Source organism: Rhizobium changzhiense (genome assembly GCF_013087625.1).
GTDB lineage: Bacteria > Pseudomonadota > Alphaproteobacteria > Rhizobiales > Rhizobiaceae > Rhizobium > Rhizobium sophorae.
Genome location: NZ_JABFCQ010000005.1, coordinates 485349 through 504801, shown reverse-complemented (window position 1 = coordinate 504801; position 19453 = coordinate 485349). Strand labels below are relative to the sequence as shown.

Annotated in this window: 17 protein-coding genes and 1 tRNA gene; 8 read left to right on the top strand and 10 right to left on the bottom strand. The window is 61.7% G+C overall.

The window, feature by feature from the left end:
* Window positions 1-74 precede the first annotated feature (74 nt).
* The 4 genes from mutT to G9X68_RS25270 all read right to left on the bottom strand — a co-directional run bounded on the left by mutT (window position 75) and on the right by G9X68_RS25270 (window position 3511).
* Window positions 75-488 carry an 8-oxo-dGTP diphosphatase MutT gene (gene mutT, locus G9X68_RS25285; protein WP_011653687.1) on the bottom strand — a complete coding sequence of 138 codons (414 nt, stop codon included), beginning with the start codon at window positions 486-488 and terminating at the stop codon, window positions 75-77.
* Window positions 485-1291, bottom strand: a complete 807-nt coding sequence (locus G9X68_RS25280) for a GNAT family N-acetyltransferase (RefSeq protein WP_171604713.1) — start codon at window positions 1289-1291, stop codon at window positions 485-487. The genes mutT and G9X68_RS25280 overlap by 4 nt, the downstream gene beginning before the upstream one ends.
* A complete protein-coding gene (argJ, locus tag G9X68_RS25275) occupies window positions 1272-2513 on the bottom strand; it encodes a bifunctional glutamate N-acetyltransferase/amino-acid acetyltransferase ArgJ (protein WP_171604736.1) in 1242 nt (413 codons plus the stop codon). The genes G9X68_RS25280 and argJ overlap by 20 nt, the downstream gene beginning before the upstream one ends.
* A gap of 116 nt (window positions 2514-2629) precedes the next feature.
* The gene (locus G9X68_RS25270; protein ID WP_171604712.1) at window positions 2630-3511 is read right to left on the bottom strand and encodes a peptidylprolyl isomerase; all 882 of its coding nucleotides are present in this window, start codon (window positions 3509-3511) and stop codon (window positions 2630-2632) included.
* A 246-nt stretch (window positions 3512-3757) separates the two neighbouring features.
* On the opposite strand from G9X68_RS25270, the gene secA reads away from it, so the two are divergent.
* The 3 genes from secA (at window position 3758) to G9X68_RS25255 (ending at window position 9349) form a co-directional block, all read left to right on the top strand.
* On the top strand, window positions 3758-6475 hold the full coding sequence (gene secA, locus G9X68_RS25265; RefSeq protein ID WP_171604711.1) for a preprotein translocase subunit SecA: 2718 nt from the start codon (window positions 3758-3760) through the stop codon (window positions 6473-6475).
* A 171-nt stretch (window positions 6476-6646) separates the two neighbouring features.
* The gene (locus G9X68_RS25260) at window positions 6647-8071 is read left to right on the top strand and encodes an oligosaccharide flippase family protein (protein WP_171604710.1); all 1425 of its coding nucleotides are present in this window, start codon (window positions 6647-6649) and stop codon (window positions 8069-8071) included.
* Entirely contained in the window at window positions 8072-9349 is a 1278-nt protein-coding gene (locus tag G9X68_RS25255; protein ID WP_171604709.1) for a GNAT family N-acetyltransferase, read from the top strand. It begins immediately after the preceding gene.
* Between the two features lie 26 nt (window positions 9350-9375).
* On the opposite strand, the gene G9X68_RS25250 is transcribed toward G9X68_RS25255, so the two are convergent.
* Entirely contained in the window at window positions 9376-11007 is a 1632-nt protein-coding gene (locus G9X68_RS25250) for an AMP-binding protein (protein WP_171604708.1), read from the bottom strand.
* A gap of 224 nt (window positions 11008-11231) precedes the next feature.
* On the opposite strand from G9X68_RS25250, the gene G9X68_RS25245 reads away from it, so the two are divergent.
* Window positions 11232-12212: an aldo/keto reductase gene (locus tag G9X68_RS25245; protein WP_168293511.1), complete on the top strand. Its 981-nt coding sequence runs from the start codon at window positions 11232-11234 to the stop codon at window positions 12210-12212.
* A gap of 90 nt (window positions 12213-12302) precedes the next feature.
* Here G9X68_RS25245 and G9X68_RS25240 read toward each other — a convergent pair whose 3' ends face one another.
* The gene (locus G9X68_RS25240) at window positions 12303-12881 is read right to left on the bottom strand and encodes a TetR/AcrR family transcriptional regulator (RefSeq protein ID WP_171604707.1); all 579 of its coding nucleotides are present in this window, start codon (window positions 12879-12881) and stop codon (window positions 12303-12305) included.
* Window positions 12882-13009: 128 nt separating this feature from the next.
* On the opposite strand from G9X68_RS25240, the gene G9X68_RS25235 reads away from it, so the two are divergent.
* A complete protein-coding gene (locus G9X68_RS25235; RefSeq protein ID WP_171604706.1) occupies window positions 13010-14305 on the top strand; it encodes an MFS transporter in 1296 nt (431 codons plus the stop codon).
* Between the two features lie 124 nt (window positions 14306-14429).
* Window positions 14430-14514: transfer RNA gene (locus G9X68_RS25230), tRNA-Leu, on the top strand.
* A gap of 121 nt (window positions 14515-14635) precedes the next feature.
* Here the strand turns inward: G9X68_RS25230 and G9X68_RS25225 are convergent.
* Window positions 14636-15094 (bottom strand): DUF3237 family protein, encoded by a 459-nt coding sequence (locus G9X68_RS25225; RefSeq protein ID WP_171604735.1) that lies wholly within the window; start codon window positions 15092-15094, stop codon window positions 14636-14638.
* A 112-nt stretch (window positions 15095-15206) separates the two neighbouring features.
* Between G9X68_RS25225 and G9X68_RS25220 the strand changes: the two genes are divergently transcribed.
* Window positions 15207-16064 carry a LysR family transcriptional regulator gene (locus G9X68_RS25220; RefSeq protein WP_171604705.1) on the top strand — a complete coding sequence of 286 codons (858 nt, stop codon included), beginning with the start codon at window positions 15207-15209 and terminating at the stop codon, window positions 16062-16064.
* Window positions 16065-16288: 224 nt separating this feature from the next.
* Here the strand turns inward: G9X68_RS25220 and G9X68_RS25215 are convergent, their stop codons facing one another.
* Both G9X68_RS25215 and G9X68_RS25210 read right to left on the bottom strand, forming a co-directional pair.
* The gene (locus tag G9X68_RS25215) at window positions 16289-16576 is read right to left on the bottom strand and encodes a hypothetical protein (RefSeq protein WP_003543268.1); all 288 of its coding nucleotides are present in this window, start codon (window positions 16574-16576) and stop codon (window positions 16289-16291) included.
* 169 nt (window positions 16577-16745) lie between these two features.
* A complete protein-coding gene (locus G9X68_RS25210) occupies window positions 16746-17030 on the bottom strand; it encodes a hypothetical protein (protein WP_171604704.1) in 285 nt (94 codons plus the stop codon).
* A 214-nt stretch (window positions 17031-17244) separates the two neighbouring features.
* On the opposite strand from G9X68_RS25210, the gene G9X68_RS25205 reads away from it, so the two are divergent.
* Window positions 17245-18993, top strand: a complete 1749-nt coding sequence (locus G9X68_RS25205; RefSeq protein WP_171604703.1) for a cation:proton antiporter domain-containing protein — start codon at window positions 17245-17247, stop codon at window positions 18991-18993.
* A gap of 47 nt (window positions 18994-19040) precedes the next feature.
* Here the strand turns inward: G9X68_RS25205 and G9X68_RS25200 are convergent, their stop codons facing one another.
* Window positions 19041-19325, bottom strand: coding sequence for a hypothetical protein (locus G9X68_RS25200; protein ID WP_171604702.1), 285 nt, complete (start codon window positions 19323-19325; stop codon window positions 19041-19043).
* Window positions 19326-19453 lie beyond the last annotated feature (128 nt).

The following is a 19453-nucleotide window of genomic DNA, read 5'->3' as shown; positions in this document are numbered from 1 at the left end:
TTGGCAGAAGGTGTTAAACGATCCATTAATATCCACAGCCGAAAATGGTGTGGCACAATAATAATCAGACAATGCTAAAGTAAATCCTGCAACATCGGGATGAGCGGCTCGTCGGCCGGCGGCATCGGATAATCCCGCAGCGCCTGCGGCCGCACCCATTTCAGCGCCTGACCCTCGCGGCCCTGGGGAATGCCCTCATAGCGCCGGCAGATATAAAGCGGCATCAAAAGATGGAAGGTCTCGTAGGAGTGGCTGGCAAAGGTCAGCGGCGCAAGGCAGGCGATCTTGGTGTGGATGCCAAGCTCTTCCTCGAGCTCGCGCACCAATGTTTCCTCGGGCGTCTCACCCGGTTCGACCTTACCGCCGGGAAACTCCCACAACCCGGCGAGCGACTTTCCCTCGGGGCGCTGTGCCAACAGGATACGCCCATCGGCATCGATCAGCGCACAGGCGGCGACCAGCAATATCTTCCGGCCCGCCTCGCTCATCGCGGCTCCCGCTGCCAATAGCAATAATGATAGGCGTCGCGAAAACCGAGGCGCTCATAGAGTGCGATGGCCGGACGGTTGGACAGCTTCACCTGCAGCCAAGCCGAACGGGCGCTGCGCATGCGCGCCCAGCGCAGCGCCGAGGTCAGGATTTCGGTGCCGAGCCCCTCGCGCCGCCGCGCCTCGGAGACCGAAAGCGACATGATGCCGGCGAGGTCGTTGTCCTGGACGCAGAGCACGGTCGCAAGCGGGCCGTCCACCGCGTTCTCGATCATGAACAGGCCGGATGGCGGCTTGATCGCCGAAATGATCTCGGCAAGCGCCGGCTTCAGCGTCAGCGGCGCCTGGTCGACGGCAAGGTTGGCGTCGACGAAGCGGCCGACATCATGGGTCGGCAGGTGATCAAGCGTATCCGGCAGCTCCGCCTCGGCAAGGTCGCAGGTCATCACCACCGTATCGTCGAAGCGCGTCCAGTTCTGCGCGCGGAGAAGTTCGATCAGCACCGGCGAGGCAAGCGGCGTCTGGCGGACCACGGCGGCGCGACCATAGGCTTCGAACTTCCGGCTCGCCTTTTCCAGGCGGATTTCGACGTCGCGATGATCCGAGGGATCGAGCGGCACGATCGAATTCAGCCGGTTGGACGGGTGGCCGGCCGTCAGCCGCACCTGCCAGCTGCCGTCATATTGCACGGATGCCGCCGGCCAGGCGCGGAAACCGACGGCCTCCAGCCTGCGCACCAGCGGCAGATTGTGTGAGGAAATGGATGCCTGCGCCAATGAACGATCAGCTCCGATAGTCGCCATTGATCGCAACATATTCCTTGGTGAGGTCGCAGGTCCAGACCGTTGCCGTGCCCGCACCGAGCCCGATATCGACTTTGACGGGGATATCCTGCGCCTTCATGACGTCCGAGGCAGCCGCCTCGGAATAATCGGGATCACGCTCGCCGTTGACGGCGACCCTGATATCGCCGAACCAGATGGCGAGGCGGTCGCGGTCGGCCATCTCGCCGGATTTGCCGACGGCCATGACGATACGGCCCCAATTGGCGTCTTCGCCGGCGGCCGCGGTCTTGACCAGCGGCGAATTGGCGATCGACAGCGCGATGCGCTTGGCGGCGGCATCGCTCTCGGCACCCGTCACGGTGATTTCGAGCATCTTGGTGGCACCCTCGCCGTCCCGCACCACCTGCAGCGACAGATCCTTCAGCACTTCGTTGAGTGCGGCCCGGAAGGCGGCAAGGCGCGGGTCGTCGGCGCGTTCGATGTGGGCCTGGCCGTCCTCGGCCGCGGCACCCGTTGCAAACAGCATCAGCGTGTCGGACGTGGAGGTGTCGCTGTCGACGGTCATGGAATTGAAGGTCGGGCCGACGCCATCGGACAGAAGCGTCTGCAGCGCGGCAGGCGCAATGTCGGCATCGGTGACGACGAAGGAAAGCATCGTCGCCATATCAGGCGCGATCATGCCGGCGCCCTTGGCGATACCATTGATCGTCACGGCGACGCCGCCGATCTCGGCGCTGCGGGTCGAAACCTTCGGATAGGTGTCGGTCGTCATGATCGCCTTGGCGGCCTCGAACCAGAAATCGCCGGTCGCTTCGACCTGCATCCGGTCGAGGACGCCTGCGAATTTGGTGGCATCGAGCGGCTCGCCGATGACGCCGGTCGAGGCCAGATAGACTTCGTTTTCGGCGCAGCCGACGGCAGCGGCAGCCGACTTCGCCGTCAGTGCGGTCGCCTGGCGGCCCTTCAGGCCGGTGAAAGCATTGGCATTGCCCGAGTTGACGACGACGGCGCGGGCACTGCCATGGGGGAGATTGGCCCGGCAGAAATCGACCGGCGCCGACGGGCACTTCGAGCGGGTGAAGACACCCGCAACTGCCGCCGGTCTGTCGAAGACCATCATCAACACGTCGGTACGGTTCTTGTACTTGATGCCGGCGGACGCGGTCGCCATGCGTACGCCGCGCAACGGCGGCATCGAGACGAAGGATTTCGGAGCGAGCGGAGAGACGGAACCGGACATGATGAGACCTGCCAATGGGCATTTCCAGGCGAAAAATGGAACCGGCTCGCCATCGGGAAATGCGACAACAACGACGATAGTGAAGGGCCCGGAAGAACCGGGCCCTGATGCGAATATTACTGCTTCGGCGCCGGGGCGCCGGGCTCGCTGCCCGGCTCCGGCTGCTTGTTGGCCTGGTCGTAACCCTTGCGCAGCGTCTCGTCCGTGATCTCGATCTTGGCGGACGTCTTTGCCTGGTTCAGAAGCGCAAGATACTTGTCGCGCATGACGAGTTGACGAACCTGATCCTGCACCTGGTCGAAGGGCGGCGGCGGGGCATCGCGCTTATCTTCGACCTTGATGACGTGAAAGCCGAAATCGGTCTTGACGGGCGTCTTGGAATAGGTGCCCTTCTCAAGCGCGAAGGCTGCGTCTTCGAATTCCTTGACCATTCGGCCGCGCGAGAAATAGCCGAGATCGCCCCCTTCCGACTTGTTCGGATCGGTGGACTTTTCCTTGGCGAGTTCGGCGAAATCCTTGCCGGCGTCGAGCTGCTTGATGATGTCCTTGGCTTCGTCTTCAGTCTTGACGAGGATATGACGGGCGTGGACTTCCTCCTGCTTCGGCAGGGCGGCGACTTCCTTGTCGTAGCGGGCCTTGACTTCTTCAGGCGTCACGATGTCGACGACATGTTTCTTGAAATAGGCATTGTGCAACTCGCGGTCGGAGAGATACTGCATGCGCTTCTTGAATTCGTCGGTCTGATCGAGCTTCTCGGTGGCAGCGTCGGCGGCGAGCAGCTTCACGTCGATGGCGGCGGAAAGGGCTGCGACCTTCTTCTGGTCATCGGGAAGCTGCGCCAACTGCGGGTCGAGATTGGCGACGGCGAGGTCGAGTTCCGACTGGTGGATCTCCAGGGTGCCGACCTTTGCGATGACGGCGTCATCGGCATAGGCCGGGGCCTGGAGAGCAACAAAAGTTGCAAACGCCAGAACGGCAAGTTTGTTGGTGCTCAACATGAAATACCCTTCACAGTTACATCGCCGGTTTCAGCATCCCCTGAATCCAGCCCAAAATAGCCATCAACACCGGATTGTGGCCTTTCTGTATCCGCCAAATCCGTTGACATCATTCGACCCCCCTCTTATCTGTCACGCAACCTCGCGTCCAGAACAGTTTCCGGGCGTTTTAAGGCGCGCGCCTGATTTTCGGCTGGGCCGCGGACAAGCAACGCCGGGGATGAATATTGAGAAAGGGCCAGTCATATGGTCAGCTTTGGCGGTATAGCCCGCAAGTTATTTGGGTCTTCCAACGACCGCCGCGTGCGGTCCTACCAGCCGAACGTCACTGCCATCAACTCTATCGAAGAGAAGACGAAGGCCCTGACGGACGAGCAGTTGGCGGCAAAGACCGCGGAGTTTCGCGCCTTGCTCGCCGAGGGCAAGACGCTCGACGACATTCTGATCCCGGCCTTTGCCGTCGTGCGCGAAGCCTCGCGCCGCGTTCTCGGCCTGCGACCTTTTGACGTACAGCTGGTCGGCGGCATGATCCTGCATTCGAATGCGATCGCCGAGATGAAGACCGGCGAAGGCAAGACCCTCGTCGCCACCCTGCCGGTCTATCTGAACGCGCTTTCCGGCAAGGGCGTGCACGTCGTCACCGTCAACGATTACCTCGCCCAGCGCGATGCCGCCACCATGGGCCGCGTCTACGGCTTCCTCGGCATGACCACCGGCGTCATCGTCCACGGCCTTTCCGACGAGGAACGCCACGCGGCCTATGCCTGCGACATCACCTACGCCACCAACAACGAACTCGGCTTCGATTATCTGCGCGATAACATGAAGTACGAGAAGAACCAGATGGTCCAGCGCGGCCACAACTTCGCGATCGTCGACGAAGTGGACTCGATCCTCGTCGACGAGGCGCGCACGCCGCTGATCATCTCCGGTCCGCTCGACGACCGCTCCGAACTCTATAACACGATCGACGCCTTCATTCCGCTGCTGTCGCCCAGCGATTACGAGATCGACGAGAAGCAGCGCTCCGCCAACTTCTCCGAAGAGGGCACAGAGAAGCTGGAAAACCTGCTCCGCCAGGCCGGCCTCCTGAAGGGCAACGCACTCTACGACATCGAGAACGTCGCGATCGTCCACCACGTCAACAACGCGCTGAAGGCCCACAAGCTCTTCCAGCGCGACAAGGACTATATCGTCCGCAACGACGAAGTGGTCATCATCGACGAGTTCACCGGCCGCATGATGCCGGGCCGCCGCTATTCGGAAGGCCAACACCAGGCGCTCGAAGCCAAGGAAAAGGTGCAGATCCAGCCGGAAAACCAGACGCTGGCCTCAATCACCTTCCAGAACTACTTCCGCATGTACGACAAGCTCGCCGGCATGACCGGTACGGCGCAGACGGAAGCGGAAGAATTCGCCAACATCTACAATCTCGACGTCATCGAGGTTCCGACCAACCTGCCGATCAAGCGCCTGGACGAGGACGACGAGGTCTACCGGACCTTCGACGAGAAGTTCAAGGCGATCATCGAGGAGATCCTCGACGCCCACAAGCGCGGCCAGCCGGTGTTGGTCGGCACCACCTCGATCGAGAAATCGGAACTGCTCGCCGAGCGCCTGCGCAAGCAGGGCTTCGACGACTTCAAGGTGCTGAACGCCCGCTACCACGAGCAGGAAGCCTATATCGTCGCCCAGGCTGGCGTGCCGGGCGCCATCACCATCGCCACCAACATGGCCGGCCGAGGCACCGACATCCAGCTCGGCGGCAACCTCGACATGCGCATCGAGCGCGAACTCGGTGAAGTCGAAGCCGGTCCGGAGCGTGACGCCCGGATCCAGGCGATCATCGAGGAGATCAAGGAACTCAAGCAGAAGGCGCTCGAAGCCGGCGGTCTCTACGTCATCGCCACCGAGCGCCATGAAAGCCGCCGCATCGACAACCAGCTGCGCGGCCGCTCCGGCCGTCAGGGCGACCCTGGGCGTTCGAAGTTCTACCTCTCGCTTCAGGACGACCTGATGCGCATCTTCGGCTCCGACCGCATGGACAGCATGCTGACCAAGCTCGGCCTCAAGGAGGGCGAGGCGATCGTCCATCCCTGGATCAACAAGGCCCTGGAGCGCGCCCAGAAGAAGGTCGAAGCCCGCAACTTCGACATCCGCAAGAACCTCTTGAAGTATGACGACGTTCTCAACGATCAGCGCAAGGTGATCTTCGAGCAGCGCCTCGAACTGATGGAATCGACCAATATTTCCGAGACCGTTTCCGACATGCGCCGTGAGGTGATCGAGGACATGGTCGAAAAGCATATCCCCGAACGCGCCTATGCCGAACAATGGGACGCCGCCGGCCTGAAGACCGCTGCTTTGAACATCCTCAATCTGGACCTGCCGATCGAGGACTGGGTGAAGGAAGAAGGTATCGGCGAAGACGATATCCGTGAGCGCCTGACGGAAGCCACCAATGCCGCCTTCACGGAAAAGGCCGAGCGTTTCGGCGACGACATCATGCATTATGTCGAACGTTCGATCGTCATGCAGACGCTCGATCATCTCTGGCGCGAGCACATCGTCAACCTCGACCATCTGCGCTCCGTCATCGGCTTCCGCGGCTATGCCCAGCGCGATCCGCTGCAGGAATACAAGTCGGAGGCCTTCGAGCTCTTCACGGCGCTGCTCAACAATCTGCGCGAGGCCGTCACCGCCCAGCTGATGCGCGTCGAGCTGGTGCAGCAGGCCCCTGCCGAGCCCGAACCGCCGCTGATGCAGGCCCATCACCTGGATCCGACGACCGGCGAGGACGATTTCGCGCCGGCGATCTACCAGGCATCGGAAGTCATCGTTTCTCCCGAAAATCGCAACCCGGATGATCCAGCCACCTGGGGCAAGGTCGGGCGCAACGAGACCTGCCCCTGCGGCTCCGGCAAGAAATACAAGCACTGCCACGGCGCCTTCGAGCAGGTCTGAGGCAAGCCCGCAAAGATCCGCGAAAATGCCGCCTCCGGGCGGCATTTTCTTTTCTGCGGCAATGCCGTAAAGCCGGAATTTCAGCCTTGGACGGCAGACCGATCCGGAACCGTTTCTTAACCCTGTTCTGTCAAGACTTCAGGGGCGATTTGCCTGACCTCAGAGTTTTGCGTGTTCATCGTGGCGGTCATAGAAACAGCGGAGAAGATGCTGCCCGCGGGCCTGCGCCCGATCGGCGGCCGCACGCTGCGCATGCTTGCTGCCGTGCTGACCGAACGCGGTGAGAGGGCGGCCGCCCAGCGCATGGCGCTGACGGCCTTTTCGATTCGTATCCTCAGCGCAGCCCTTGCCTTCGTCTCCCAGATCGTGCTCGCCCGGCTAATGGGCGAATATGAATATGGCATCTTCGTTTTCGTCTGGGTGCTGGTCGTCGTCTTCGGCGATCTCTCATGCCTCGGTTTCCACACCGCGATCGTCCGCTTCCTGCCGCAATACAGGGCAGCGGGCGCTTTCGAGGAAATCCGCGGCCTGACCGGCACGGCTCGCATCTTTGCGCTGCTGTCCGGCACGGCGGTGCTCGCCGCTGGCATGCTCGGGCTGCATTTCTTCGGTGATATGATCCAGGTCTATTATCTCGTCCCGATCTTCATCGGCCTGCTCGCCATGCCGATGATCGCGCTCGGCGACATTCTCGAAGGCACGTCACGGGCAAACCATTGGCCGGTGATGGCGCTGAGCCCCGTCTATATCGTCCGCCCGATCCTTATCATCCTCTTCATGCTGATCGCGATTGCCGTCGGTGCCGAGCATACGGCCGTCACCGCGATGCAGGCGGCGCTCGTCGCCACCTTCGTCACCGCGCTTGGCCAGTATGCCGCCACGCTCTACCGCCTTCGCCGGCATTATGACGACGGCCCGCGCAAGGTCGATTTCCTCGCCTGGTTCAGCGTCGCCTTCCCGATTTTCCTAATCGAGGGCGTGAGCTTCCTGCTCACCAATTCCGACGTCGTCGTCGTCGGCATCTTCCTCGAGCCGCACGATGTCGCCATCTACTTCGCCGCCTCCAAGACGATGGCGCTGGTGCATTTCATCAATTTCTCCGTCAAGGCGGCCTCCGGCCCGCGCTTTTCCTCGATCATCGCCGAAGGCGACCACGCCCAGCTGGCAGCCGCTGCCATCGACGCCGCTCGCTGGACCTTCTGGCCGGCGCTCGGGGTCGGCCTTGTCGTGCTTGCGGCCGGTCATCTGCTGCTGTCGCTCTTCGGCGGCGCCTTCACATCAGGTTATCTGGTCATGGCGATCCTGCTCGCCGGCATCCTCGCGAAATCGCTGGTCGGCCCAGCCGAAACGCTGTTGATGATGGCAGGCAAGCAGAACCTCTGCGTCGCGCTCTATGCCGGCGCATTGACGGCCAATGTCGGCCTCAACCTCGCTTTAATACCGCATTACGGCATCGAAGGCACGGCGATCGCCACGGCTTCGGCCATGGCCGTCGAGGCAATCCTGCTGCATGTCGCCGTGCGCCGCACCCTCGACATCGTTCTTTTCGCCTTCGCCAGCCCCTCCGCCGCAACGCCAGAAATGAGAGTTCGATAGATGGTGCGTGTCCCCCCCGTTACCGAAAGCACCGACAGCGCCGCAAACCGCATGGTGCATGATCTCGCAGCGCTGCATTTCGAAGCGCCGCAGGCCGAGGCTCGCGCCGAGATCGGCCGGCCGGGGCGCGAGCTCTGCCTCTATCCCGGCAAGCTCGGCTATGAGCTTCAGGATGAGCTCGATTTCCTGTCCAACCGGGCGATGGAACCGAATGTCTTTTTCTCCGGCCGCTTCCTCGCCCCCGCCATGCCGCGGCTCGAAGACCGGCAGGTGAACTTCGCCCTGATCCGCGACCACAATGCCGGCCGCAGCCGCATGCGCTTCCTCTTGCCTTTTTCGGTCGACAAGCCGGGCTTTGCCGTCGGCCCATCGATCATCCGCGGCTGGTCGAACAGTTTCGGTCCGCTCGGCACGCCGCTCGTTGATGGCGAGGATGCCGCCGAAACCCTCGACAACCTTTTCGAGGGGCTGACCGCGCGTGATCTTAATCTGCCCGGCATATTGGTACTGCCGGATCTCAGGCTGAACGGTATCTTCGTGCGCATGATCAAGGCCGTGGCGCTCAGCCGCAATCTTCCCGTCACCGTTACCAATCCCTACCTGCGCCCGATGCTGCAGAGCGAGGAAGAGGCGCCGGTCTATCTCGGCAAAACCATCTCCTCCGCGCATATGCGCGAGATGCGCCGCCAGTGGCGCCTGCTGGAGGAACAGGGAACCGCGGTCTATGCCGTCGCCCGCCAGCCGCGCGAAATCCATACCCGCTTCGAAGAATTCCTGGCGATGGAAGCGGGCGGCTGGAAGGGCAAGCGGCGAAGCGCTCTCGTCACCGATCGCTATCATACGGCCTTCGCCCGCGAGGCGGTGTCGAACCTTGCCGCCGTCGATGCCGTGCGTATTCACACGATCGATCTCAACGGCAAGGCGATCGCCGCCATCGTCGTGCTGATGATGGGCGGCGAGGCCTATACTTGGAAGACCGCCTATGACGAGAACTATGCCCGTTATTCGCCGGGCAAGCTGCTGATGAGCGAACTCACCGAATGGCATCTCGACGACGCCAACATCGTCCGCTCCGATTCCTGCGCCGTCTCGGATCATCCGATCATGAGCCGTTTCTGGCAGGAGCGCGAGGAGATGGGAACGCTGGTGATCGGCCTGACGCAGAACAGCGACCGCGACATGCGCCAGGCCACCGCCCAACTTCACATGTATCGCAGCACCCGCAATATGGCGAAGATGCTGCGGGAAAAGATCATGTCGCTTGCCGGCCGGGGCTAAACATTTCAGCAAAATGCGTAGCGGTTCTATCCCTCGCTGGCAGCTCTCTCCCGCAGCAGCCGGCGGATCACTTTGCCGGTGGTGGTTAGCGGCAATGCATCGATGAATTCCACTTCGCGCGGATATTCGTGCATCGAAAGCCGCGTCTTCACCCATTCTCTTATCTCGGCGGCCAGCGCCTCGCTTGGATGATGGCCTGGTGAAAGCACGATATAGGCCTTGACGATCTCGGTGCGCACGGCATCGGGCTTGCCGACGGCGGCGGCGAGCTGCACGGCGGGGTGGCCGATCAGGCAGTCCTCGATTTCGGCCGGGCCGATGCGATATCCCGACGAGGTGATCACGTCGTCGTCCCGGCCTTCGAAGGTCACATAGCCCTCGGCGTCCTGCCGGCCGATATCGCCGGTGAGCAGCCAGCCTTTGGCGAATTTTCGTTCCGTCGCCGCCGCGTCGTCCCAGTAGCCGAGAAACATGACAGGATCGGGACTGGCGATGGCTATCTGGCCCGGTTCGCCGACGGGCAATTCGTCGCCCGTCTCGCTGACGATCGCGACACGATGCCCGGGCACCGCCCGGCCTATGGCGCCCGCTTTGGTGACGCCATAGGCCGCACTCGAAGCGAGCACGAAATTGCACTCCGTCTGGCCGTAGAATTCGTTGACGGTGATGCCGAGCGTATGACGCGCCCACTCATAGGTCTCGCGCCCGAGCGCCTCCCCGGCCGAGCCGATGGTGCGCAGCACCAGATCATAGTTCGAGCGCGGATCGGCAACCGATCTCATCAGCCTTAGCGCCGTCGGTGGAATGAAGGCATTGCGCACCTTCATTTGGGCCATGATGCGATAGGCCATCCCGGCATCGAATTTCTGCGCCGGCGACGAGACCACGGGAACACCGAGCAGAAGGCTCGGCAGCAATGCGTTGAGCAGACCGCCGGCCCAGGCCCAGTCGGACGGCGTCCAGACCTTATCGCCCGACCGCGGAAAACCCTCATGGGCGAACTGCATGCCGGGAATATGGCCGGGCAGGACGCGGTGGCCATGCAACGCGCCTTTGGGTGGCCCCGTCGTTCCCGACGTGAAGATCATCAGCGCCGGGTCGTCCGGACCGGTTTCGGCGATGTCGAAGACAGAGGGATGGCCATCCACCAGTTCGGCGAAAGCAGTCGCATCGGCCCTCGTCCCGTCGATGCTGATGACATGTTTCAGCATCGGCAAGCGATCGCGGATCTGCCGGATGCGTTCGAGACCGAAGCCATTGGTGACGACGGCCGCGGCACCTGCCGCCTTCAGCCGGTATTCCAGCGCCTCGACGCCGAAGAGCAGCGCCAGCGGCAGCGCGACAGCGCCGATCTTGTAGATCGCCACATGTGCGATCACCGTTTCGAAGGATTGCGGCAATAGCAGCGCGACGCGATCGCCGCGTTTGATATCAAGTGAAACGAGCGCATTTGCAAATGCCGACGAACGGTCGGCGAGCGCGCGATAGGTCATTGCGCGGTGATCGCCGTCGGGGCTGAAATGCTCAAGGCAGACGCGCTCGGGATCTCTCGCGGCCCAGTCGTCGCTGACGGCGCGGCCGATATTAAAATCCTCCGGAATCCGCCAGGAGAAATCGCGATAAAGATCGTCGTAGCGATCGTGGGACGGCAGTTGCATGGTCGGATTCCGATAAAATGCTGCATCAGCTAACATCTTGCGGCGCGGATGTGCAAGCTGCAGCCCGAATCGACAGCGATGAGCGCGGCTTCAGAAGTCTCGATCACGGATCATTGTGCGCATGCAGCATAGAATTCTTCATTTGCCACCCTGCGACTTTGGCTGTCTCGCGCTAAATCATGGACACCGCCTGGGGGTCATCCAATTCATCACGGAGTCGTTTCATGGAATACGCAAAATTTGGCAAGACCGGTCTCGAGGTGTCGAAGATCTGCTTGGGCTGCATGACCTTCGGCGATCCCGGGCGCGGCAATCATGCCTGGAGCCTCAGGGAAGAAGAAAGCCGGACGATGATCAAGCAGGCGATCGACCTCGGCATCAATTTCCTCGACACCGCCAACACTTATTCCAACGGTTCCTCAGAGGAGATCGTCGGCCGTGCCATAAAAGACTTCGCCAAACGCGAGGACATCGTGCTGGCGACCAAGGTGTTCAACCGCATGCGGCCGGGCCCGAACGGCGCCGGCCTGTCGCGCAAGGCGATCTTCGACGAGATCGACAACAGCCTGCGTCGCCTCGGCACCGACTACGTGGATCTCTACCAGATCCACCGCTTCGACTATACGACGCCGATCGAGGAAACACTGGAGGCGTTGCACGACATAGTCAAATCGGGCAAGGCGCGTTATATCGGCGCCTCCTCCATGTATGCCTGGCAATTCGCCAAGGCGCTCTACGTCTCCCGGCTGAACGGCTGGACCGAATTCGTCAGCATGCAGGATCACCTGAACCTGCTCTACCGTGAGGAAGAGCGTGAAATGCTGCCGCTCTGCGAGGATCAGAAAATCGCCGTCATTCCGTGGAGCCCGCTTGCGCGCGGCCGCCTGACCCGTGACTGGGACGAGACGACGGCACGCAGCGAAACCGACGAATTCGGCAAGACGCTCTACACCCAGTCCATCGATGCCGACCGCAAGATCGTCGGGGCCGTCGCCGAAATCGCCAAGGCCCGCAACATCTCCCGCGCCCAGGTCGCAACCGCCTGGATCCTGCAGAAGAGTGCGGTGACCGCCCCGATCATCGGCGCGTCCAAACCGAACCACCTGACGGACGCCGTTGCCTCGCTCTCGGTCAAGCTTACCGCCGAGGAAATCGCGGCCCTGGAGGCACCCTACATCCCGCACGCCATCGCCGGCTTCAAGTAGCCGCTGGCTTCTCGGTCCTCAGGCACATGCAAGATAGATCCCTCTCCACTTGGAGAGGGAGATCGAAACTAGCGCCATCCTCGATTGAGATTATTTCTGGCTTTCAGGATCGAGCTGCCGGCGCATCGTCACCAGAAACTGCTCGGCAAGCGCCCTGTCCTCGACCGCGCGGGCAAGAATGACAGCACCCATCATCGATGAGAGTGTCGTCGTCGCATTGGCGCGGCGCTCCTCTTCCGTTTCGCCGGGAACGATATCGGCAAGCGTGTCGACCAGCACGGACAGCCCATCGCTGAAGACCGCGCGGACTGCGCCGCGGCTGCGGCTGACTTCCTGGATCAGCGTCGCAAAGACACAGCTGCCGCCCGGATCGTCAACGGTGCGCCAGTGGATATAATGGTCGAGAAGCGCTGCCAGCGGCCGGTCCGGCGATTCGGCGATATGTTCCTTCCAGCGCGTTTCGACCTTGTCGATCAGCTTGCGGCTGACCTCAAGCGCCAAGTCGTCCTTCGAACCGAAATGACCGTAAAAGCCGCCATGCGTCAGCCCCGCCGCCTTCATGATATCGGCGACGCCGACCCCGTCGAACCCGTTTTCGCGGAAAAGCACGCCGGCAACGCTCAGGATCTTTTCGCGGTTTTCGGCAAATTTTTCGCGGCTGACCCGCATTGTCGTCTCCAGAAATAGTCGCTTGACAAAATATATGACGTCCATCATCAATACGCAAGAAATATGATGGCCATCATGTAAATCGGTCCAGTATCTTCTCGAAGCTGAATTCAAACGGAATCTTGCCCATGGTTTCCACCGTCCTCGCCTCCACCCTTGCCCGGCGCAACATCCACTACGGCTGGGTCGTCGTTGCCGCGACCTTCCTCACCATGCTGGTCACCGCTGGCGCTATGGGCGCACCCGGCGTGCTCATCAAGCCGCTGCAGGATGAGTTCGGCTGGGAGACCTCGCAGATTTCCTCGGCGCTGGCGATCCGCCTGATCCTGTTCGGCTTCATGGGTCCGTTCGCCGCCGCCTTCATGAATTATTTCGGCGTGCGCAAGGTCATCGTCTTCGCGCTGGCGCTGATCGGCGCCGGCTTCATCGGTTCGCTGTTTATGACGACGCTTTGGCAGCTGCTGCTGCTCTGGGGCATCGTCGTCGGCTTCGGCACGGGCCTGACGGCGATGGTGCTCGCCGCGACGGTCTCTTCCCGCTGGTTTACCAAGCACCGCGGCCTCGTCGTCGGCATGCTCTCGGCAAGCTCGGCCACCGGCCAGCTCGTTTTCCTGCCGCTGATGGCCGAGCTGACGGAACGTTACGGCTGGCGCTCAACGGTGTTTTTCGTCTGCGCCATGATCATGGTCGCAGCCCTTGCCGTGCTGGCCTTTATGCGCGACCGCCCGGCCGACCTCAACCTGCCCGCCCTCGGTGAGACGCAGGTGACGCCGCCGCCGGCAAGCACCTCGCTTGGCGTCGCGCTGATGACGCCGATCACCGTCCTTGGGGAAATTTCGAAGACCTCGACCTTCTGGATCCTCTTTGCCACGTTCTTCATCTGCGGTCTCAGCACCAACGGCCTGATCCAGACCCATTTCGTCACCCTCTGTGGCGATTTCGGCATCGTGCCGGTGGCCGCGGCAAGCGTGCTGGCCGTCATGGGCATCTTCGATTTCTTCGGCACCATCGGCTCCGGCTGGCTGTCCGATCGCTTCGATAATCGCTGGCTGCTATTCTGGTATTACGGCCTGCGCGGCCTGTCGCTGCTCTACCTGCCCTTCAGCGATTTCAGCTTTTACGGCCTCTCCATCTTCGCCATCTTCTACGGTCTCGACTGGATCGCCACCGTGCCGCCGACCGTCAAGATCGCCGCCGACCGCTTCGGCCCTGAAAAGGTCGGCCTCGTCTTCGGCTGGGTCTTTGCCGGCCATCAGCTGGGAGCCGCCACCGCCGCCTATGGCGCCGGCCTCTCGCGCACGGAGCTTTCGAGCTACCTACCCGCATTCTTCGTCGCCGGCGCCTTCTGCCTCTTGGCCTCGATCCTGGCGATTACGCTGAAGAAGTCCGGCCTGAGCAGCCCGGCACCGGCCGCCGCCCATTGATATCGGACAAGATCCGGCCTCGAGCGAGGCCGGATCTCTCTACCGGATCAGTCCGATAACTTCGCTTGCCCGTCTTGCGCGTCCAGGCGCTCGCATGTTAGACAGCCGCCCGTTCATATCCGTTGCCCCATTGGCGGAATTGGTAGACGCGCTCGACTCAAAATCGAGTTTCGAAAGAAGTGCTGGTTCGACTCCGGCATGGGGCACCACTAAAATCTTCAAGCTCTTTGTCAGATAGTTCAAGCAACGCAAGCGGGCTGCGTCGTCTCGCGCGGAAGATCTGCGAAAACCCCGCCCACAATGTGAGAGAGCGGCGAGGACAATATCGTGTCACAGAACTTCAAAGACTTCGTATTCGACGCCGCCCGGACACCTGCCGCCCTTGGCAACCGCGACAATGCTGTTGAGCCACCCATGCGCAGGCGCGGCGGTCTCGAAATACGGTGTCGTGCGCAGATAATATTCCGAAGCGTCGACCGTTTCGCCGCGCGCCAAACGCTCGTCGACGGCCTGTGACGCACGCCTTACGCCGCGATAGGTCATGAGGACGAGGCCCCCGTCGTCGGCGACGAGGAGGAGCCTGACATCTTGCTGAAATGTGCCGTCGGCACGAGCGAGCAGGAGATCCGATCCGATCAGCGGCGATACTTCTCCTTTCAGGCGCTCCCCTTGGAAATGTCCGCCCGAGACAGGAAAAATGCGCCGGCCGCCGGCCGGCGTCTGCCCAAGCTCCAGCGTCGGATGAAGCGCGATGAAGAGTGTAAACAGGTGCTGAGATTGCAGGGACACGGTAAATCTCCTATTCTTGGCTGCCTCCAAATTGCGCCAGAGCGTTCCGCCTTCAAAACGCGCTTTGCTTGTCGTCATCGCAAGATAAATTGATCGTGAAGGGAAGCTGATCATGCGACCGTCATTGGAGTCTCTGCGCGTATTGGAGGCGTGTGTCTCCGCCGGCAGCTTCGCGCGCGCAGCCGAACGCTTGTTTCTGACACCGGCGGCGATCAGCCTTCGTATTCGCACCCTGGAGGCTGAACTCGGTCAGCCGCTATTTATCCGCGGCGGTCGGCGAGTGGTCCCGACGGCCGCCGCCTCCGTTCTGGCAAATCGGGTCCGGGAGGCATTAACCGGGATCGGTGAGGCGCTCGCAGAATTTCAGGCGGCGACGCCGCCACTCAGGCTCACGGCGCCGCCGACTTTTGCGTCACACTGGCTTGCACCGCGTCTGGCACGCTATCCTACGCCTGGAGCTTCCGTCATCGAGGTCGACGTCTCGGCGGAAATACGTGATCCGGGCGCATTCGACGTCGCCATAAGGACGGGTCGCGGTGGATGGGCCGGGCTGGAAGAATATCGGCTCGCTCCCGTAGAAGTGACTCCGATGCTATCGCCTTCCCTGCTTGGAACACAGACGCTCGCCGCGCCGGAGGCGCTGACTGACTTCGAGCTTTTGCCGCACCCTGATTGGGAGCAATGGTTTAAGGAGGCTCAATGCGCGACCCCGCAGGGTTTGCGCTTTTTGGCGGTCGATTACCCCACGCACGAGTTGGATGCCAATGCGGCGCTGGCAGGCGTGGGTGTGGCGCTGTTGTCGCCGTCGCTGTTTCGGCCACTTTTGACCGAGGGCCGGTTGATCGCGCCGTTCCCATACGTGCTGAGCGGGCCAGCCTGGCATTTTGCGCTCATCCGCGCCAATGACGCGCGCCAGGCGCCGCGGCAGCTCTGCGCATGGCTTTGCGAGCAGGCACGTGAAGTCGCATGATTCCGAACCAAAGGCACTGTGAAGGCTTGGGCGTGATGGGGCGCCGGCGCTGGCGGCTGTGCGCCAGCGAAAGACGACGCTGCATTACCGCCCGTACCCGATACAATTCTTATTGGCCAGGTCGCTTTGGCGGCGATCTCCGGTCCCCCGAAAAGTCAGATATGAGCCCGTCATACCCCGTTCGGCTGGGAGGCTTGTGAAAATACTCAGCGCCTAAGCGAACCTTACTTGTTCTTCAGCAGCCACATCTTACCGGCCATCGTGATGCCGTAGACATCTTTTGATGCGTCGTCATCCAGGTGCCGCCTTTCGAGAAAACCCGGCTCCTTCAACTCGCCCAGTGTCTTGGCAGTGACCGACTTTATTTTCTGAGGCCGCTCTTTCCACCGGTCAGTTTTTGCATAAGTCACTGTCGCGTTCTCGTGCGTCCATTTATTGGCCGGCTGAGGATAAAGGTCTCCATCCCTGGCGAGTTTAAGTGCGGCAATCTGGGACGGTGTAAGCTCAATCATACTAAAAGATCCTGTGCGGGCGGTGTTTGCGCTGGGAACGCGCTGTTACCAAAGGCGTGCTCATAACACCGACAGACGACTTTCACCACTGCATTGAAATATTCGTGCCACAAAAGGCGAAAACCCGGCTCGTCGGAACCGGGCTTCTTCTTTATCGCATATTTTTTCGTTAATTGCAGCGTCGGACCGTCCTGGTGACCTCGCCTTCGTCGGTCTGGCGGGTGACGCTCCTGGTTTCGCAGCCATTATCGCGATAGCGGCGGTGCTCACGTTCGCGCACAGCACCGAAAGTGACGCCACGTTCGCTGATGGTGATGCCGGGTTGTACCCGCTCATGGCGATAGCCGTCGTCATAGGAACGCTCCCTCACATAAACGCTGTCGGCAAGAACAGGCGCAGCAAACGAGCAGGCGGCAAGGGCCGCCACAGTACAGTTCAGGATGATCTTCCGCATGTCGTTCTCCTTGTCTGATGAAAGGGCAACGAGACAAGACGCAACTGGTTCCAACATCGGTGACGGCCCGACCGTGCAGTGGACGACGTCTGCGCCGCACTAGGCCAGGACTGAGAACGAAGGCTTCAAACAGTAGCCCATCACCCAAATCAACTGTTTAATTTTGCTTGCGCTTCGTCCAAAGTGGCCGCCGCTATAACAAGAGAGGGCGGACGTGCATCAGGAAGTAGGACTTATCGCGACGGTTGCTGTCAGTTTCGTTTTTGCAGCAATTCTGGGCTATGGCGCCGACCGGCTTCGGCTGCCGCCACTCGTCGGCTACCTGATGGCGGGCATCCTGATGGGGCCGTTCACGCCGGGCTTCGTCGCCGATACCGCCCTTGCCAGCCAGCTCGCCGAGATGGGCGTCATCCTTTTGATGTTCGGCGTCGGCCTGCATTTTTCCGCCTCCGACCTGCTCGCCGTGCGCGGCATCGCCGTGCCTGGCGCGATCGGACGTATTATCCTCGCGACCCTCTTGGGCATTGGCCTTTGCAAACTCTGGGGTTGGAGCCTCGGCGCCGGCATCGTCCTCGGCCTCAGCCTGTCGGTGGCGAGCACCGTCGTGCTCTTGAAGGCGCTGGAGGAGCGCAATCTCGTCAACGCGGCAAGCGGACGCGTCGCCGTCGGCTGGCTGATCGTCGAGGACCTGGTGATGGTGCTGGCGCTGGTGCTGCTGCCGGCGCTCGCAGAGCTTCTGGGTGGCAATGCCGCCAATGCGACCAACCACGGCCTCGGCGACCTGCCGCTGGCGATGACGATCGGCCTGACGCTGCTGAAGGTTGTGGCCTTCGCCGCCATGGCGATCTTCCTCGGCCCTCGCATCGTGCCCTGGCTGCTGACGATGATCGCCCGCACGGGATCGCGCGAACTCTTTACGCTGACGGTGTTGGCGATCGCACTCGGCATCGCCTTCGGCTCGGCGGCAATCTTCGGCGTCTCCTTTGCACTCGGCGCTTTTTTCGCCGGCGTCGTCATGAGCGAATCCCAGCTCAGCCACAGGGCGGCGGCCGACTCGCTGCCGTTGCAGAATGCCTTCTCCGTGTTGTTCTTCGTCTCCGTCGGCATGCTCTTCGATCCCTCGATCCTGGTGCGCGAGCCGCTGGCCGTGATCGGCGCGCTGGCGCTCGTCATCCTCGGCAAGGGCATCATCACCTTTCTCATCGTCATGCTGCTCAGATATCCGATCAGCATGGGACTGACATTAGCCGGCGGCCTTGCACAGATCGGCGAGTTTTCCTTCATCCTCGCCGGCCTCGGCGTCTCACTCGGGCTTTTGCCGCATGAGGGCCAGGATTTGATCCTGGCTGCCGCGATCCTGTCGATCACACTCAACCCAATCGTGATCTTCGCAACCGACGGCCTGAAGAAAGTTATCCATTCGAGGTGGCCCTCCCTCTGGGAAAGCTACGGCAGGAAGAGGCAGAAGGCGCTCGGCAAAGAACTGGAAAAGATCAGGGCGCTCGGCGAAGAGCGCGAGCGCCAGCATCAACTGAAGATGCAGCAGCTGATCGAGACTTTCCCGCTGTTCTCCCAAGTCAACGAGGACGCGCAGGAGGAGCTGCTGCTGCTCTTCAAGGCGAAATCCGCACCGCCCGGCGAACGCGTCATCCGCCGCGGCGACCGCGGCGACAGCATGTATTTCATCTCGTCCGGCGCGGTGGAAGTGCGGCTCGCCAGTGGCGCGATCCGTCTGGAACCGGGCGCCTTTTTCGGGGAAATGGCGCTGCTGACCGGCGCACGGCGCACCGCCGACGTCATCGCAGTCGATTTTTGCCAGTTCGAGGTGCTCGAGCGGCGCGACTTCAACATGTTCATGTCCCACCATCCACATCTGCGCGCCGCCGTCAGCGAAATGGCCCAGAAGCGGACGGAAATGAACGTCCTGCGGCAGCAATGGGAAAAGTCGATGGACCTGTCCTGACGCCAACATCACCGCATGTCAGCGGCAATTACGCTGCCGCGATTGCGTCAGCCCGCCGGCCAATAGCCGTCGGAGCGGAAATCCTCCGGGATCGGATCGAGCCGCGACAACGTCTCTGCTGCGAAATCGATCTGCAGCGACAGGTATTTAAGTGATGCCAGCATCGGCACGCCGGTCGCGAATTCCCGAATTCGGGACAGATGATAGCCGCTCTCGCTGATCCGCCGCGCAGCCTCAAGGCGCACATCGTCTCTGCTTGGTCCGCGCCGCGCTTCGGACCAGTCATCCATTTGCACGGCCTGCCCACGGCCGCCTTCGATCACTTTGAACATTCTCACGCCACCCTGTACGTCGACCCTAAATCAGCTTGCCGCAGAATGGCCGATTCGCAATCCCGTGAAATCTTGGGAGAGGCGCTGACACCCGTCATCACGAATTTTTTTGACGGCGGTGGCAGGAA

What these genes read in the sequence shown, in the direction of transcription:
- G9X68_RS25235 (WP_171604706.1), top strand. Translation starts at nt 13,010, where the DNA reads ATGGTTTCCACCGTCCTCGCCTCCACCCTTGCCCGGCGCAACATCCAC.
- G9X68_RS25245 (WP_168293511.1), top strand. Translation starts at nt 11,232, where the DNA reads ATGGAATACGCAAAATTTGGCAAGACCGGTCTCGAGGTGTCGAAGATC.
- G9X68_RS25255 (WP_171604709.1), top strand. Translation starts at nt 8,072, where the DNA reads ATGGTGCGTGTCCCCCCCGTTACCGAAAGCACCGACAGCGCCGCAAAC.
- G9X68_RS25270 (WP_171604712.1), bottom strand. Translation starts at nt 3,511, where the DNA reads ATGTTGAGCACCAACAAACTTGCCGTTCTGGCGTTTGCAACTTTTGTT.
- G9X68_RS25210 (WP_171604704.1), bottom strand. Translation starts at nt 17,030, where the DNA reads ATGCGGAAGATCATCCTGAACTGTACTGTGGCGGCCCTTGCCGCCTGC.
- G9X68_RS25280 (WP_171604713.1), bottom strand. Translation starts at nt 1,291, where the DNA reads ATGGCGACTATCGGAGCTGATCGTTCATTGGCGCAGGCATCCATTTCC.
- G9X68_RS25220 (WP_171604705.1), top strand. Translation starts at nt 15,207, where the DNA reads ATGCGACCGTCATTGGAGTCTCTGCGCGTATTGGAGGCGTGTGTCTCC.
- G9X68_RS25240 (WP_171604707.1), bottom strand. Translation starts at nt 12,881, where the DNA reads ATGCGGGTCAGCCGCGAAAAATTTGCCGAAAACCGCGAAAAGATCCTG.
- secA (WP_171604711.1), top strand. Translation starts at nt 3,758, where the DNA reads ATGGTCAGCTTTGGCGGTATAGCCCGCAAGTTATTTGGGTCTTCCAAC.
- argJ (WP_171604736.1), bottom strand. Translation starts at nt 2,513, where the DNA reads ATGTCCGGTTCCGTCTCTCCGCTCGCTCCGAAATCCTTCGTCTCGATG.
- G9X68_RS25250 (WP_171604708.1), bottom strand. Translation starts at nt 11,007, where the DNA reads ATGCAACTGCCGTCCCACGATCGCTACGACGATCTTTATCGCGATTTC.
- mutT (WP_011653687.1), bottom strand. Translation starts at nt 488, where the DNA reads ATGAGCGAGGCGGGCCGGAAGATATTGCTGGTCGCCGCCTGTGCGCTG.
- G9X68_RS25215 (WP_003543268.1), bottom strand. Translation starts at nt 16,576, where the DNA reads ATGATTGAGCTTACACCGTCCCAGATTGCCGCACTTAAACTCGCCAGG.
- G9X68_RS25200 (WP_171604702.1), bottom strand. Translation starts at nt 19,325, where the DNA reads ATGTTCAAAGTGATCGAAGGCGGCCGTGGGCAGGCCGTGCAAATGGAT.